Origin of the sequence: Thermocatellispora tengchongensis (assembly GCF_014202315.1) — a bacterium.
In the GTDB taxonomy this organism is placed as follows: Bacteria; Actinomycetota; Actinomycetes; order Streptosporangiales; family Streptosporangiaceae; genus Thermocatellispora; species Thermocatellispora tengchongensis.
In genome coordinates, this window is the sequence record NZ_JACHGN010000006.1 from 533,602 (window position 1) to 548,860 (window position 15,259).

The 15,259-nt window shown below is 70.4% G+C and carries 11 protein-coding genes; 1 reads left to right on the forward strand and 10 read right to left on the reverse strand.

Translation table 11 applies throughout. The annotated features are described in order from the left end of the window. Positions 1-85: 85 nt before the first annotated feature. Genes HNP84_RS17080 through HNP84_RS17090 form a run of 3 tightly spaced genes read right to left on the reverse strand, consistent with a single transcriptional unit; the run spans position 86 to position 3,605 of the window. The gene (locus tag HNP84_RS17080; protein WP_185050695.1) at positions 86-1,699 is read right to left on the reverse strand and encodes an extracellular solute-binding protein; all 1,614 of its coding nucleotides are present in this window, start codon (positions 1,697-1,699) and stop codon (positions 86-88) included. A gap of 32 nt (positions 1,700-1,731) precedes the next feature. Next, positions 1,732-2,637: a carbohydrate ABC transporter permease gene (locus HNP84_RS56090; RefSeq protein WP_221336332.1), complete on the reverse strand. Its 906-nt coding sequence runs from the start codon at positions 2,635-2,637 to the stop codon at positions 1,732-1,734. Beyond that, complete coding sequence (locus HNP84_RS17090; protein ID WP_185050696.1) at positions 2,634-3,605, reverse strand: ABC transporter permease; 972 nt, start codon at positions 3,603-3,605, stop codon at positions 2,634-2,636. The genes HNP84_RS56090 and HNP84_RS17090 overlap by 4 nt, the downstream gene beginning before the upstream one ends. Positions 3,606-3,718: 113 nt before the next feature. On the opposite strand from HNP84_RS17090, the gene HNP84_RS17095 reads away from it, so the two are divergent. Then, entirely contained in the window at positions 3,719-4,540 is an 822-nt protein-coding gene (locus HNP84_RS17095; RefSeq protein WP_185050697.1) for an AraC family transcriptional regulator, read from the forward strand. Here HNP84_RS17095 and HNP84_RS17100 read toward each other — a convergent pair. From HNP84_RS17100 to HNP84_RS17130, 7 genes are all read right to left on the reverse strand, one after another. Further along, on the reverse strand, positions 4,527-6,521 hold the full coding sequence (locus HNP84_RS17100; RefSeq protein WP_185050698.1) for a heparinase II/III domain-containing protein: 1,995 nt from the start codon (positions 6,519-6,521) through the stop codon (positions 4,527-4,529). The genes HNP84_RS17095 and HNP84_RS17100 overlap by 14 nt on opposite strands. Continuing rightward, positions 6,518-7,591 (reverse strand): glycoside hydrolase family 88 protein, encoded by a 1,074-nt coding sequence (locus HNP84_RS17105; protein ID WP_185050699.1) that lies wholly within the window; start codon positions 7,589-7,591, stop codon positions 6,518-6,520. Before HNP84_RS17105 ends, HNP84_RS17100 begins: the two co-directional genes overlap by 4 nt. After that, positions 7,588-8,325, reverse strand: a complete 738-nt coding sequence (locus HNP84_RS17110; RefSeq protein WP_185050700.1) for an SDR family NAD(P)-dependent oxidoreductase — start codon at positions 8,323-8,325, stop codon at positions 7,588-7,590. Before HNP84_RS17110 ends, HNP84_RS17105 begins: the two co-directional genes overlap by 4 nt. Before the next feature lie 8 nt (positions 8,326-8,333). Further along, positions 8,334-9,047, reverse strand: a complete 714-nt coding sequence (locus HNP84_RS17115; protein WP_221336333.1) for an RraA family protein — start codon at positions 9,045-9,047, stop codon at positions 8,334-8,336. A 166-nt stretch (positions 9,048-9,213) separates the two neighbouring features. Beyond that, the gene (locus HNP84_RS17120) at positions 9,214-11,094 is read right to left on the reverse strand and encodes a polysaccharide lyase family 8 super-sandwich domain-containing protein (RefSeq protein ID WP_185050701.1); all 1,881 of its coding nucleotides are present in this window, start codon (positions 11,092-11,094) and stop codon (positions 9,214-9,216) included. Then, positions 11,091-14,084, reverse strand: a complete 2,994-nt coding sequence (locus HNP84_RS17125; RefSeq protein WP_185050702.1) for an alpha-mannosidase — start codon at positions 14,082-14,084, stop codon at positions 11,091-11,093. The genes HNP84_RS17120 and HNP84_RS17125 overlap by 4 nt, the downstream gene beginning before the upstream one ends. Before the next feature lie 22 nt (positions 14,085-14,106). After that, positions 14,107-15,186, reverse strand: a complete 1,080-nt coding sequence (locus tag HNP84_RS17130; RefSeq protein WP_185050703.1) for a GntR family transcriptional regulator — start codon at positions 15,184-15,186, stop codon at positions 14,107-14,109. Between the last annotated feature and the right edge of the window lie 73 nt (positions 15,187-15,259).

Genomic DNA, 15,259 nt, shown 5'->3' on the forward strand with positions numbered 1-15,259 from the left:
CGACCATCCTGATCTGCCTGTATGTCTGGAACGACGTCTGCAGGATCATCTCCGGGATCACCGGCGGCGCCGTCAAGTAGGCCGCTCATCTGCCGGCCGCGTGCTCGGCCGCGAGCTCGTCGGCGATCTTCGCGCCGCCACCGTCGCGCCACCTGCGCGCCGCGGCGTCCCAGGTGGACATGCCGGCTCGCCCGGTGATGATCGCATTGACCGCGTCGGCCAGCTCCCGGGTGAGCCGTTCGCCGTCGGCGTCCATCGTGGGCGAGGCCAGGCCGTCGGCGGGGTTGGCGATGCCCTTGCTCAGCAAGGTGTTCTGGATGTCGAAGGCGTGACGAACCTGCTGTTCCTTACCGGGAATGAAGATGTATTCGGGCGCGCAGCAGATGTACCGGCCGATCGGCAGGCTGTTGCGGTTCTCGGCGGCGGCCGGCTCGGTCGGCTGGAGCAGGCCGTCGCCCCGGGTGAAGTGCACGCCCTCGACACCGTGGTTGACCAGCTCGTGTTCCTTGGTGCCGAACGGGGCGGCGAGGAAGTCGCAGATGCGCAGCAGCATCTTGACGCGCTCGGGCGACGCCTTCTTGAAGACCGTGTATCCGAACAGTCCGGTGCCCAGCCAGTGGCCGTCACCGTAGGACAGCGCGAGATCGGTGGTGAAGCGGTCGCCGACCCGATCGATGTAGATGCCGTTGGCGTAGTTCATGAAGTTGCCCATGACCGCGCCGACGTTCTGGCTGTAGTACAGGTTCATGATGTCGGCGAGGGTGCCGGTCTTCGAGGACGGGTGGTAGTAGCCGGCCTGGAAGCACTTCGCGGCGAACTCGATCGCCGCGCGGTACTCCTCGGTGGCGCTCATGTGAACGAACGCGCCGCCTTCCAGCCTCCACTGCTGCGGCGCCTTGTGCGACGCCGCGTGGTACGGCATGCCGAGGTCCTCGCTGACCGCGCCGAATCCGTACATCCGGCCGCCGGTGACCGCCTTCAGGGACTCGAAGAACTGCTCGGCGGTCCACTGGAGGGGCGCGCCGGCGGCGTCGTAGGCGGTGCGGTTGATGTGCAGCGCGTTGCCGGCCCGCGCCCGGCTCAGCGGGACGCCGTAGATCTTCCCGCCGATGCGGCCCATCGACTGCCAGCTCACCGTGGGGAGGTTGGCCAGGTTGGGATAGTCGGCGACGCGGTTTCCGCCGACGTAGTCGGAGATGTCCGCGCAGGAGGCGGCGATGAACTCGCGCACTCGCGGCACCGGCATGATCATGATGATGTCGGGCAGGTCGTTCGACGCCATCAAGGTGGTGAGCTTGGACTTGTACTCGGAGATGGGCACCAGGTTGAGCTTGATGTTCACTCCCAACGCCTGGTTGATCGCCTGCCAGAGGCGGTTGCTCTCCACGGGCGCCGGCGGCGGGCCGTAGGTGGGTATGAAGGCCGTGACGTCGGAGCCGTCGCCGGGTTGGTCCGCCGACCGGCTGAGCGTCGCCGGGTACCGGAAGAACGCGTCCAGCGCGCCGTCCACGCCGGCCTTGAGGTCGGGGGCCGGGCCCTCCAGTCGCCGGTGGACCGGCCAGGGCGTGCGGTCCCTGCCGGTGTTGCTCACCGAACCCGTGCCGCCGGACGCGCACCCGGTCAGCGACGGCACTCCCCAGGCGGCGAGTGACGCGATTCCCGCGAATCTGAGCAGGGTGCGGCGATCGATTGCGGACATGGTGAAACCTCGTTCCGCTTGAGAGGGATTGATCAGGACTTGATGGCTCCCGTGAGGACGCCCTTGACGAAGTGCCGCTGGATGAACGGGTAGACGATCACGATGGGCAGCATGGCGAGCACCAGGACCGCCATCTGAATGGAGTTCTCCGCGTTCACCCGTGTCTCGGCCGAGGCGATGGAGCCGGCCAGGGGCGCTCCGTCGAGGACGTACTGCCGCAGCACCACCTGGATCGGCCACATGGTGGAGTCGTTGAGGTAGAGGATCGCGTGGAAGAAGGAGTTCCAGTAGGCGACCGCGTAGAACAGGCCGACCACCGCGATGGCGGCCTTGGACAGGGGCGCGATGACGCGCACCAGGATGCGCAGCTCGCCCGCGCCGTCGATCCGCGCGGCCTCGTAGAGATCTTCCGGGATGTTCTGAAAGAACCCCCGCAACACGATCAGGTTGAACGCGTTGACGAGCACCGGCAGCACGAGCGCGGCGTACGTGTCCAGCAGCCCCAGGGACTGCACGACGAGATAGGACGGGATCATCCCGGGTGTGAACAGGAACGTGAGGAGGACCATCAGCAGGATCGGCCTGCCGCCGGGCAGGCGGGGCCGTGCCAGCGCGTAGGCCATGGCGATCGTGCAGGTCAGCGACAGGGCGGTGCCGATCAACGTGACGCCGGCGCTCACCAGGGTCGCCCGGGTCACCACCCCGCCGGAGAGGATGTCCTGGTACGCCTGGAAGGTGATGGAGTCCGGCCACACCACCCAGCCGCCCTTGTCGAGCACCTCTTCCTGCGGAGCGAGGCTGGTCGAGACCACTACCAGGCACGGGAACAGCACCAGCGCCGTGATGACGGTCAGCGCGACCGCCTTGGCCGCGACCACCAACGGGCCGGGCGCCGGCATCCACGCCGGCCGTGAGGTCCGCCTGATCGTCGTGTTCACCGGTACACCCCTTGCTCTCCCATGCGGTGGGCGACCCGGTTGGCGGCATACACCAGCACCGCGCCCACGATCCCTTTGAGCAGGCCGACCGCTGTCGCGTAGCCCCAGTCGCCGCCGAGCACGCCGGCGTAGTAGACGAAGGTGTCGAGCACCTCGGCGGCCTCCGGCCCGACCGCGTTGCGCTGCAGGAAGATCTGCTCGAAGCCGACCGACAGGATGTCGCCGAGCTTGAGGATGAACAGCAACACGATGATGGGCCGGATGGCGGGCAGTGTGACGTGCCACAGCCGGCGCCACCAGCCGGCGCCGTCGATGGCCGACGCCTCGTAGAGATGCTCGTCCACGGTGTGCAGCGCGGCCAGGAAGATGATGGTCCCCCAGCCGCAGTCCTTCCAGATGATCTGCGCCACCACGAGCGGCTTGAACGCGTCGGGATTGCCGATGATGTCGACGGTGCGCAGGCCGTTGTCCGCGAGCCAGGTGTTGAGCAGACCGGCGCCGCCGAGGATCTCCTGGAACAGGGCGACGACGATCACCCATGAGATGAAGTGCGGCAGGTACACGACGCTCTGCACGAAGCGGCGCAGCACGTCATGGGTGACGCTGTGCAGCAGCAGGGCCAGCGCGAGCGGCGCGGGGAAGTAGAACACCAGCTGCAGCGCCGATATCGCCAGGGTGTTGCCCACCGCGGACCACACCGCGGGATCGGCCAGCAGCCGGATGAAGTGGGACAAGCCCGTCCACTTCGATTCGGTGAGGCCGAGAAACGGCACGTAGTCCTGGAAGGCGATCGCGTACCCCGTGAGCGCGCCGTAATGGAAGATCAGGAAGTACAGCAGGCCGGGCGCCACGAGCACCAGCGACATCGCGTCCCGGCGGAGCCGGCGTCGCGTCCCCGGCTCGCGGCGGCGCCCGGCCGCCGGACCGGCGGCCGGCATAGTTTCCCGGGGTCCCCGCAGCGTCGTCATGCCCGCTCCGGCACTGGGTCTTCTCCGGCCTCGTCGCGGCTGCTCACAGGAGGGAAGCGCGGTTGAGCCGGGCTCACTGGAGAGATCGGGTGTGGAATGCTACGTTGCCGCCGATGGGACAAGGTTCGGCCGTGGAGATCGCGGCGGATTTCTACGACTTCGTGGTCACCGACATCGGTTATGTCATCGACCGCGCCCCCGACCCCGGCTGGCGGGTGACCGCGTTCGCCAATCCCCGCCTGCACATCCTCGCCGTCGCCGTCACCGGCAAGGCCGGCTACGAGATCGGCGGGGTGCCGTACGCGATCCGGCCGGGCGACGTCATCTTCATGCCCAAGGGCCTGCCGCACACCGGCCGGAGCGACGCGGCCGACCCCTGGCGATTCATCTCCGTCGGGTTCGACGTCCGCAGCGACACCGGCGACGTGACGGCCCAGCTCGGCACGCTTCCCCATGTGACCCGCGATGCGTCGCCGCACGGCGCTGCGGCGGCCTTCGCCGAGCTCCACACGGCGTGGAACGACAGGTCGCCCGGCTACCTCGTGCAGATCCGCGGCATCGTCTCCGGCATCATGCACGGCCTGATCCGCGCGCACAGCCTGCCGCACCTGCGCCACCCGCACACCAGGCGCATCATGGCGGTGACGGAGATGATCAGGGAGAACCACCATCGGACCTTCTCCGTCGCCGAGCTCGCGGCCGTCGCGGGGTTGAGCCCGTCGCACTTCCGCGCGATGTTCAAACGGCTCACCGGGCAGACCGTCGTCGAGTACCAGCAGGGGGTGAGGATAGGCAAGGCCACGGAGCTGCTGCTCAGCGGCGAGTGCAACGTCTCGGAGGCGGCGCTGCGGGCCGGCTTCCGCGATGTGTACTACTTCAGCCGGCTGTTCAAGAAGGTGACCGGCACCAATCCGTCGGAGCTCACCAGAGGTTGATGGTGGCATCGGTCACGCCTTCCACCGCGATCCCCGTTTCGGTGAGTGACACGGCCAGAGCGGTCCCGCCGGGCCCGGTCACATGGCAGCCATCGGGCCTCGCGGTCACCTGCCAGGCCGTGATCCCCGGTTCGGTGTCCATCACGATGGCGTACAGGGCGGTATGACGTGTCTCGTGGCCGGCACCCGCGAAGGTATGGATCTCCGCGGAACCTTCGCGGCCTTGCCCGCGCCGGTTGGGCCGGGGATCGTACACGTCGTGCATGTAGCCCCAGGACCGGAGCAGCTCGTACCGGGCGTCACCGGCACACCGGGTCAGGGTCACCGCGCTGCCGCCGCGCCGGAACGCCATCGCGCCCTCGGCGGTGGATCGCGTCCGAAGTGCGCCGTCGCGGTCGTTCAGCACGAAATGGGTGTCCACGGCCACCGGCTCGTCCGCTTCGATCCGGTCGGCGACCACGACGACGTGTGGCAGTACGGCGATCCAGGTGCGCTCCGCTCTCCGGATCGGCGGTCCGTACGCGGCCGCGGCGTCGCAGCGCACCACGGTCAGGCCGCCGTCCTGTTCGAGCAGGACGCGCCTGTTCAACGGCGGGTGGCCGGGGCCGCGTGGCCGGGTGTGCTGCCAGAGCGTCGTCGCGTCCGGCAGCCGGAACGTCCAGGTGTTGTGCATGGCGGAGGTGCTGGAGACCGCCTGGGTGGTGAGGCGGTAGCAGCAGTGGCCGGGATCGGCGAAGAACCGCTCGCCCCGATGGCTGAGGATGAAGCTCGCTTCGTCGGCGTGCCGGTGGATGGCGGTCCGCAGCCGGCCCGTACCGCCTTGGACGCCGAGGACCGTGAGGGCTTGCGGCCAGGTGTCGCGGATCGCGACGGTGCCGCAGGCGAAACCGCGGGTGGTGGGCTCCTTCGCCTCCTCGGGAGTGACGGGGCCGGCCGCGTCCGGCAGCAGCGTCAGGCTTCGCCACTGCACCTGGTTGAAGAAGCCGAAGCCACCGCCGTCGAGCGGCTCCAGCGCCACGTCGTGATAGGTGACGTCGAACAACCACCGGGCCAGCCCCGCCTCGCGGGGGTGGGAGTGCCGTGCCCGTGCCGCGATGTGCAGCAGCAGGTCGGCGCTCGGCCGGAAGAGGGCGCTGGAGTCGCCGAAGTTCAGCGACCTGGGGTACCGTCCCTCACCCCAGCCCGCCAGCGGCTTGACGTACAGCAGTGAGTGCACGGCCCACGGGACACAGCGGGTGTAGCACGACAGGTCCAGGCGCTCGTGCAGCGACGGGTCGTGCCGCAGCAGCACCTCGCGCAGGTGGGCCAGGTGCGCGCCGGCATAGCTCCAGTACTGCAACGACTCGCCGTAACTGTCCTCCTCGAACGCCCCGGCCGCCACCGCATGGCGCTCCACGGTCCGCGCCACCGCTTCGGCGTCGCCCAGGAACGCCGACACGGTGCCGTACCCGTCGAGCAACACCATGAACCAGTTGCACGGGTCCGCCACGCGGAGGTCCAGGGCGCGTCGGCACGGCGCCTGGCAGTTGTCCCGCAGCACGCGGCGGATTCGGTCGTGCTCGCCGGCGGTGAACAGGTCCGGGCAGAGCGAGACCGCTTCCGCGACGGCCAGCCCGATGTGGGCGGTCTCCAGAGTCCCCAGCGACGGTGACGTGCGCGGCCGGAAGTCCGGGCCGATCCAGTCATCGGCCGGCCGGTCGCAGATCGCGAGGACCTCGGTGCGCAGCCACCGCCCGTACGCCTCGGCCTCCTCGGGCTCCTCCTCGGCCTCGCTGAGGCGATGGGCGAAGGCGACGTCGCACAGCCGCTGGGAGACGACGTGCCACCAGCCCGCCGGCTCATCGCGCGCGACGACCCCGGGCCGCCGGACGAGCCGTTCGGCGCGCCGGCGCAGTGCCTGCCGGATTTCGGCGGCCTTGCCGCCGCGGGCCACCTCGTCGCGCACGCGCTGCACGTCCTGGCCGGTGACGAGGCTGATCATCGTGACTCCTCGGCCGCGGCCCGCAGCGACACATCGGCGATGCCGGCCAGGTGGGCTTCGACCATCGCCAGCATCAGCGGGCCGCAGCCGTGGGGCTCGTCCCGGTAGGGCAGGCACAAGGTCATGTACGCCGCGACGGTGCCCTTCTCGTCTCCCTCGCCCGGGCACAGCGTCCCGGGGCAACTGCGCTCGGTGGAGAAGTCGTCGTTGACGCACACCCGCGCGAGCCCTTCGACGCCGCGCCGGAACGCCGGGGCGTAGGTGGCCGGGTCGAGCAGGCCGTGACGGATGCCGACCCCGATGCCGTAAAGGATCAGACCGGTGCCGGAGGACTCCTCATACGACAGCGGCTGCGGGATCTCCTGGCGCCACAGGCCACGCCGGGACTGATGCGGCAGCAGCGCGGCGGACAGGCCGGTGAACCGCTTCGTCACCTCCGCACGGTGCGCGGACTCCGGGGGCAGTCCACGGGCCAGTTCGGCGAGGGCGAAGTACCCCCAGCCGTTGCCGCGCGACCAATGATCCCGCGAATACGCACCCGGCGCCACGAAGCCGCGGCACTGGTGCAGCAGGCCGTACTCCGGATCCAGCAACTCGTCATGCAGCCGGACGGCCTGACACACCGCCTCGGCGAGGTAGCGCTCGTCCCGGAGGGCGAGCCCCGCGTACAGCAGGTACGGAGAGACGGCCATCGCTGTATCGATCCAGATCTTCTCGGCGTCCCTGTCGCAGGGGTGCTTCATGATCCCCGCAGGGTCGCGCGGCGCGGTGAGCATCTCCTCGGCGTACTCGCGCACGACCCCGATCCGGTGCGGCATGCGGCCTTCGGCGACCAGGAACGCCTGCGGGATCCCGCCGATGGTGTAGTTCGGGAAGTTGTAGACGGGATGGGTGATCTCATCGGGGAAGCGGCTGAGGATCGCCTCACACCGCCGCGTCGACGCCTCGTCCTCGCCGGCCTGCGCGGCCCGGGCGAGGGCGTATATCGCCAGCAGCCCGTAATAGTGCTTGACCTCGGCGAGGGACGCGTAGTGATCGTAAAGGCCGTAGGCGACATCCAGCGGCTTCATCTGCGCCTCCCGGCGGACTCGAAGGAGATGTCGTGCACGGACATGTACGGGGGCCGGGTGAGCACGAAGACGACCACCTCCGCGACATCGACCGCGGCCAGCATGCGGGTTCGATCCACCGCCCGGTCGCCCCAGAACGCGGTGTCCACCCCGCCCGGGTTGACGGTGGTGACCCGGATGCCGCGCTCCCGGACCTGAAGCGCGAACGCCTCCGAGAACATGGCCACCGCCGCCTTGGCGGCGCAGTACAGCGGCGCGACCGGGTTGGCGCGCTTGGCGGCCATCGAGGCGACGTTCACGACGAGCCCGCCCGTCCCGGGATGGACGAGGGGGACGAAGTGCTTGCAGGACAGGAAGGTGCCGGCGAGGTTGACATCGAGGCCGCGGTGGAAAGCCTCGGCGGTGGTGTCGGCGATCCGGCCCGGATCGGCGCGGCCGGCCAGGTTGACCAGGGCGTCGGCGCCGCCCCAACGGTCGCCGACCTCCTTGAAGAACGCCGACACCTCAGCCTCGTCGGTGATGTCGGCGGCGCGATGGATTGGCGCTTCCGCCGGCTCGGCGCGCGCGAGCCCCGAAACGAGGGCCGCGAGCCTGGCGGGAGACGAAGCGGTCAGGGCCAGCCGGGCACCGGCCCGCGCCAGCAGCGTGCACAGCTCGGTTCCGATGCCTCCGGTGGCTCCGGTGACCACGATGCGCCGCCCGCGCAACGTGGTGCCGTCACGTGCGTCCACCACGCGCCCCCCTAGAAGTACCCGCCGCGAGCGACGACCTCGGACGGGGACAGCCCGTCCAGGATGAGCTGCTTGATCTCCTCCTCCTTCGCCCTGACCCGCTCGGCGGTCAGCAGCACGTCCACCGCGAGGCGCCGGGGGACCACGATGACGCCGTCCACGTCCCCGAAGATCAGGTCGCCGGGGTGGATGGTGACGCCGGCGATGCGGATCGGGATCTGCCAATCCGTGACCCGGAAGCGGCCGAGCATCCCGTTGGACGTCCGGTAGCGGCAGAAGATCGGGAATCCCATGTCCAGGACCCGGTCGGTGTCGCGGACCCCACCGTCGATCACGGCGCCGCGGCACCCGTGCTGCCGCGACGCCATCGTCATGACCTCGCCCCACTGCGCCGAGGTGTCGTCGCCGCCGGTGTCCCAGACGCACACCGCGTTGGGCGGGATGGCGTCCAGCATCTCCGCCCGCTGCCGCATCTCGTCATCGAGCACCGGGCTCTTGGCGCCCTTGACGGTGAAGGCCAGGCCGGCGACCTTGGTGCCGTGCCGCAGCGGCAGGATGGCCGGCGGCAGCGCCTGGCAGAGCAGGCCCTTCTCGCGCAGCACGTCGTTGACCGCGGCGGTGAACAGTTGCTCGTAGCGGTCGCAGAGCTCGGTCTCTGCGATGCCGGCATTCGACGAATCGCCGTCGATGCCCGCGGGTGCCGGCTGGCCTGTGTTGACGGTCACAGGACTCCAATCTCAGACCGGGATTCGGCGCCGTGACCAGCGCCGTCATGGCTCACTGGTTACGTGCCGAAGACGTGGGTGTTACCAGGATTCTGGGTCCGGGCGCCGCGCAGGGCCATTGACGGTGCGACGAATCTTTGCACGATCCGCTGATATGTTCCTGCGATCACCACCTGGCGTGGACCGTGGCTCCCGCGCCGGGCCCGTCGGGAAGGTCGAGGCGGACCTCTCGCCGCTTCCCGCCGCGGCGCGCGTCGATGACGAGGCCGCCGCCCCTGGCCATGGGGCAGGCGGCGGCGATGTCCGAGGCTCCCGAGAACTGGAGGAGGATCGGCCGATCGACGGTGACCGCGTCCCCGCCCGGCAGGCCGAGCGTCCCCGGCCGGTGGAAAACGATCTGCGTGACGTCCGCTCCGCCGTGCCGTACGGCCTGCGCCCTTGGCGTGTTGGCGAGCACGGTCACCGGCCTGGGCTCGTCGATCCGTTCCGGCGGGATGCCGGGGATCGTGAGGTAGGCGTACGTGGCCCCGTCGGGACGGGGACCGTGGTCGATCCACATCTCCAGGACCCGGGCGGAGACCTGCCTGCCGGACTGGGAGCGGTTGATGCCGGCCCAACTGCCCGACCGCAGGCCGGCCCGGATCGTCACCGGGGCCGGCTCGGGGAACCGGTAGCCGACGCCGTTGTGGTGGATCGCCTGAGCAGTGTGGCGGACCTCGCCGTGCAGAGCCGTCTGGTCGATGGTGGTGTGCAGGGGGGTGCCGGCATCGGTTCCGGTGATCCCGGTGCCGAGCGCCACGAACTCCTCCATGAAGAAGAACCATGCCTTGCGCGCCTCCACGCCGTCGCGCCGCAGGTGCATGGCGGCCATGCCGTACCGGCCGTCGGAGAGCACGCCCGCGAACTCCGAGCCCCCGGTGTGGTCGCCGAAGTCGCTCAAGGGCAACGGCCCGCCGCGGTAGGCGACGGTGGCGCCCGGCAGGTGCCGCCAGTCCTGGACCGGCCAGAGCTCGTGGTACTCCTCGCCGGTGCGCCACAGGTGGCAGACACCGTCGCACAGGTGCCATCCGGCCAGCCCTTCGCCGTTGCCGGCCTCGGAGAGCACGGTGCGGGACGAGGACACCTTGACCGCCGCCGACCAGGCCGGACGGTGGACGGCCAGGTAGTCGGAACGCCAGAAGGCGCGCGTGCCCGTGGGCGGGTGCCCGCCTTCCACGAAGGCGCGCAGCTCGTCCGCGCGGGGCGCGCCGGCGTCGGCCAGCGCCCGTGCCGCCGAGGCGAGCCGGGCGGCGTGCGCCGCGTTGCCCTCGCGCGAGCTCTCCCGCCCCATGCAGGTGATGTCGTAGCGGCCGGCATGGACCATCCACCGCTGCCCGTCGAGCAGGAAGTCCGACAGCACGGCGAGCGCCTCGCCGGAGAACGCCAGCGGTGTGCCGGCGCACAGCGCGGCGAGGGCCGCCGTCTCCATGGCGAAGGTGTGGCCGTACCCACCGGAGTAGAGCTGCGCGCCGTGCTGGTGGAAGCTGTAGTCGGGCTGGATGCCCTCCTCGCACGTGGTGACCAGGAGGCCCGCCGCGCGGCGGAACGCTTCGGCCAGGCCGGCGAGGTCTTCGGCGAGCAGACTGCGGCGGATGGCGACCTGGGCCGTCCACAGCAGGTTCTGACCCGTCATCCGGTCCCAGGTCGCCCTGCCGAGCAGCTCGCCCACCCGTTCACGCTGGGCGGCCGTCAGACGGGGATGGAGCAGCAGGGCGGCGTCGCCCAGGCGACGGGGGACGCCGAGCTGGTTGTACCACCAGTTGGGGCAGACGGGGTCGAGCCGCAGCCAGGCGTCCAGGGCCCGCATCGCCTGGCCGGGCCGGTCTCGCGCGAGGTGGGCGAGCCTGGTCACGTGCTCGAAGGGAGCCCACGTGGCCACGCTCCGGTCGGTGTAGTCGATGTCGGGCCAGGTGCCGTCGCCGGCGGGGGGTGTGACCGGTGTTCCCGGCTCCTCCTGGCGTAACGCGGCCAGCAGCCGCGCCCGGATGACGGCGGCCGCCTCGCTCACGCCGCCCTCCTGATGCGCAGGGTGCGGATCTGGAACGGGCGCAGCGTGAGCGGGATGCCCGCGCGGTCGTGAACGAGATCCGCGATGGGGCGTTCGAGCAGGTCGGTCTCGGCGGCCGACCGGATCGCGGCCGAGACGTGGAGATGGGCGCGCGCCCGGGTGCCGTGGGCCTCGTACACCCGCACCACCAGATCGCCCGAGCCGTCGTCGGCCAGCTTCACGGCCTCGACGATCACGGCGTCGTGGCCGACGCTCACCAGCGGCTCGACCTCTCCCGTCCCCAGGACATGACGAGCCGGCAGGTTGAGACGGTAGCCCTCGCGGACCGCGTCGCCGATGCCCGCGCCGGGGACCACCGTGTAGCGGAAGCGATGCCGCCCCTGGTCGGTCTCGGGATCCGGGAAGCGAGGGGCGCGGAGCAGGGACAGCCGGACCGTCGTGGTCGTCCCCTCGTCAGCGCGACGATCCCTGGTGACGTCGTGGCCGTAGGTGGAGTCGTTCACCACGGCCACCCCCCAGTCCGGCTCTCCGACGTGGATCCACCGGTGCGCGCAGATCTCGAACTTGGCGGCCTCCCAGGAGGTGTTGGTGTGGGTGGGGCGGTGGATGTGGCCGTACTGGGTCTCCGCGGCCGAGCGTTCGGCGTGCAGGTCGAACGGGAAGGCGACCTTGAGCAGTTTCTCCCGTTCGTGCCAGTCCACCTCGCACTCCAGGAAGACGGTCCGCTCCCCGGGGCGCAGCGAGATCACCTGCGTGAAGGCGGAGGCCCCGTGCGTCCGCTCCACCCGCAGCGCGTCATCGAGGAGCGTCATGGACGCGACGTGGGTGATGTCGTGCCCGACGTTGCGGTAGTGGGCGTCGATGTCCCAGGCGTCCCACTCGTTGGGCAGGTCGGGGTGGATCTGCAGGAGGTTGGCCGCCTGTCCCGGGGCCACGGCATCCCGCCCGGTGGCCGCGTCCACGATCGACACGATGAGCCCACGCTGGTCCACGGTGACGCGGACCAGCCCGTTGTCCAGCGCGTACCCGCCGCCGGGCGGCTTCTCCGCCCGCACCTGGGCGTGGTCACCGGCCCGTGGGGTGGACGCGCCGAGCGCGGCGACGCCGTTCCTGGGATGCGGGGCGGCGTTGAAGGCGACGGGAACCCGCCCGCGTCCGGCGCCGAGCGCCCGCAGGGCGTCACCGATGATGCCCTCCAGCTCCTGTTGGGCCGCGGTGAGGTGCTCCATGGTCTCCCGGTTCACCCATCTGATGGACGACCCGGGCAGGATGTCGTGGAAGTGGTGGAGCAGCAGTGTCTTCCACAGCCGGTCCAGGGCGGCGTAGGGGTAGGCGAAACCGGCGCGGACGGCCGCGGTCGCCGACCAGAGTTCCGCTTCGCGCAGAAGGTGCTCGGTGCGGCGGCCGGCCTGTTTGATCTTGGCTTGGGTCGTGTAGGTGCCGCGGTGGATCTCCAGGTACAGCTCACCCACCCACACCGGTGCCTGCGGGTGCTCGGCCTCGGCCGCGGCGAAGAACGCCGCCGGGCTCTCGACCGTCACGCGCGGTGAGCCCTCCAGATCCGCCAGCCGCGCGGCTCGGGCCAGGATCTCCCGGGTGGGCCCGCCTCCGCCGTCGCCCCAGCCGAAGGGCGCCAGCGACCGGGAGGCCACGCCCTTGTCGGCGAAGTTGCGCGCGGCATGCGCCACCTGCGCTCCGGAAAGCTCGGAGTTGTAGTTGTCGACAGGGGGGAAGTGGGCGAAGACCCGGGTCCCGTCGATCCCCTCCCAGCGGAACGTGTGGTGGGGGAAGCGGTTGGTGGTGTTCCATGACAGCTTGGTGCTGAGGAACCAGCGCGACCCCGAGAGCTTGATGAGCTGCGGCAGGGCGCCCGAGAGGCCGAAGGAGTCGGGCAGCCAGACCTCCTGGGTCTCGATGCCGAACTCCTCCAGGAAGAAGCGCTTGCCGTGCACGAACTGCCTGGCCAGGGCCTCGCCGCCGGGGAGGTTGGTGTCGGACTCCACCCACATGCCGCCGACCGGGACGAACTGCCCGGAGGCGATCTTCTTCTTGACGTGCGTGTAGATCTCGGGCCGGTGCTCCCGCAGCCAGGCCAACTGCTGCGCCTGCGACATCGCGAAGACGAATTCGGGATGGTCGTCCATGAGCGCGGTGACGTTCGCCGCGGTGCGCGCCACCTTGCGCACCGTCTCGCGGGCCGGCCACAACCACGCGGAGTCGATGTGCGCGTGACCCACCGCGGAGATCCGGTGCGCGGTCGCGTGGGCCGGGGCCGACAGCACACCCTCTAGCCGATGACGTGCGAGAACCGCGGTGCCGGGCACGTCGTCCAGATCCACGGCGTCGAGGGCGTCGCCGATGGCGCGCAGGATCGTCCATCGCCGGGCATCGGCGAGGTCGAGCTCGCGCATCAGCTGGCCGAGGACCTCCAGGTCCTGGACGAGGTGCCAGACCGTCTCGTCGAAGAGCGTCAGGTCCGCGCGGACGATGCGGTAAAGAGGCTCGTCACCGGCGGTCAGCGGGTCGCCCAGACGCGTGACCGGACCCTCGATGAGCGGATTGGCGGCCGCTTCGACGTGGAACCGCACGCGCCCGTCGCTCGCCGGCCGTATTCTGAGCCAGGTGTTGCGCGGGTTGAGCCCCTTGATCGGTGTCCCGTCCGGCCGGTAGGCGAGCCCTTCTGCGGAGAAACCGGGCCGGTCCATCGCGAAGCCGAGATCGACGATGGCCTCCACCGTGCGGTCGCGCCAGGATTCCGGCACCAGCCCGGTGAAACGGAACCAGGCGGTCGCCCAGGGGGCGCCCCAGGGCTCGCCCGCGGACGCGGGACGGTAGGGGGCCGAGAGTCCCGCGGCGACCGGGACCGGCCCGTCCGGCGACGTCCACAGCGCGATCTCCATGGGGATGGGGGATCGGTGGACCGCTGGGCGGATGCGTTCGCGTAAGACCCGTTCGAGACGTCCTTCGATCAGCTTGCGGTCGTCGTGCATGTTCCTCCGTTCGCGGGAGAGGTCAGCGGGCGCCTTCGCGCACCTCGATGGGCAGAACGATGTGCCGCGCCCCGTCCTCCTGAAGCAGCTCGACGGCTGCCCGGCCCATCTCCTTGGACGGCAGGACCGCGGCCGCGGTGATGAAGGGCACGATGTCGAACGGCGCGACGTCGTCCATGCTCGCCAGGGCGAGCCGGTCCAGCAGGGCGGGGTCCAGGTCGCGCAGGTCCTGCATGGCGGTGGCGAGGGCGTAGCCGTGCGCGCACAGCAGCGCCGTGGGGGGTTCGGGGCCGTCCAGCAGCCCGGCGAGGTACTGCCGCCGAGTCGCCTCAGGCATCTTCTGGTAGGAGCGGAGCACGGTGAGCTCGGGGTCCTCCGGCACCTTGTAGGACACCAACGCCTGCTTGTGGCCGGTGAGCCGGTCGCGGACGCTGGTGCAGTCGATCTCGTCCCAGAGCGTCGCGATGCGCCGGTGCCCCTGCTCGATGAGCTTCTCGGTGACCCGGTAGCCGACGGCCACGTTGTCGGCGGTGACCGCGCTGGTGGCGATCTCGGGAAGGTAGCGGTCCACCATGACCACGGGGATGCCCGACTGGCGGATCTCCTCGATGGCCAGCGCGTTGGAACTCCCCTCGACGGGGAACAGGACGATGCCCGACACTCCGTCCTGCCGAGCCTGCCGCAGCGCGAGGAGTTCCTGTTCCGGCGACCATTCGGAGTTGGACAGCAGGAGCCGGTATCCCATCTCCTTGCACATCGCCTCGACCCCGCTGAGCATCCCGCTCACATGACCGCTGCCCAGGCCGAACAGCACGCAGGCGATGGTGGCCGTCTCGCGCTCGCCCGGCGTCGCGGCGGCGCGGACGTCCCGCTCGGCGACGAACGTGCCGCGGCCGCGCTGCCTGATCAGGATGCCCTGGCCGACCATCTCGTTCAGCGCGCGCACGGCGGTCGCGGTGCTGACGCCGAATCGCTCGCACACCTCGCGCTGCGAGATGAACGGCTTACCGGGCACGTACTCGTTCCGCAGGATCGCCGCGTGCAGTTCGTTGACGATCTGCCGATACAGCGGCAGGCCTTCACCAGGGGAGGTCGCTGTCATGGGCGACAGGTTAGCAGGTTATCTGCTCGCGATGCCATTGCCTGATGGCCTGATGCCTTGACAGGTTAGGCGG

Coding starts and splice junctions, on each gene's coding strand:
- HNP84_RS17125 (WP_185050702.1), bottom strand. CDS start 14,084: ATGCACGACGACCGCAAGCTGATCGAAGGACGTCTCGAACGGGTCTTA.
- HNP84_RS17095 (WP_185050697.1), top strand. CDS start 3,719: ATGGGACAAGGTTCGGCCGTGGAGATCGCGGCGGATTTCTACGACTTC.
- HNP84_RS17105 (WP_185050699.1), bottom strand. CDS start 7,591: ATGAAGCCGCTGGATGTCGCCTACGGCCTTTACGATCACTACGCGTCC.
- HNP84_RS17130 (WP_185050703.1), bottom strand. CDS start 15,186: ATGACAGCGACCTCCCCTGGTGAAGGCCTGCCGCTGTATCGGCAGATC.
- HNP84_RS17080 (WP_185050695.1), bottom strand. CDS start 1,699: ATGTCCGCAATCGATCGCCGCACCCTGCTCAGATTCGCGGGAATCGCG.
- HNP84_RS17090 (WP_185050696.1), bottom strand. CDS start 3,605: ATGACGACGCTGCGGGGACCCCGGGAAACTATGCCGGCCGCCGGTCCG.
- HNP84_RS17100 (WP_185050698.1), bottom strand. CDS start 6,521: ATGATCAGCCTCGTCACCGGCCAGGACGTGCAGCGCGTGCGCGACGAG.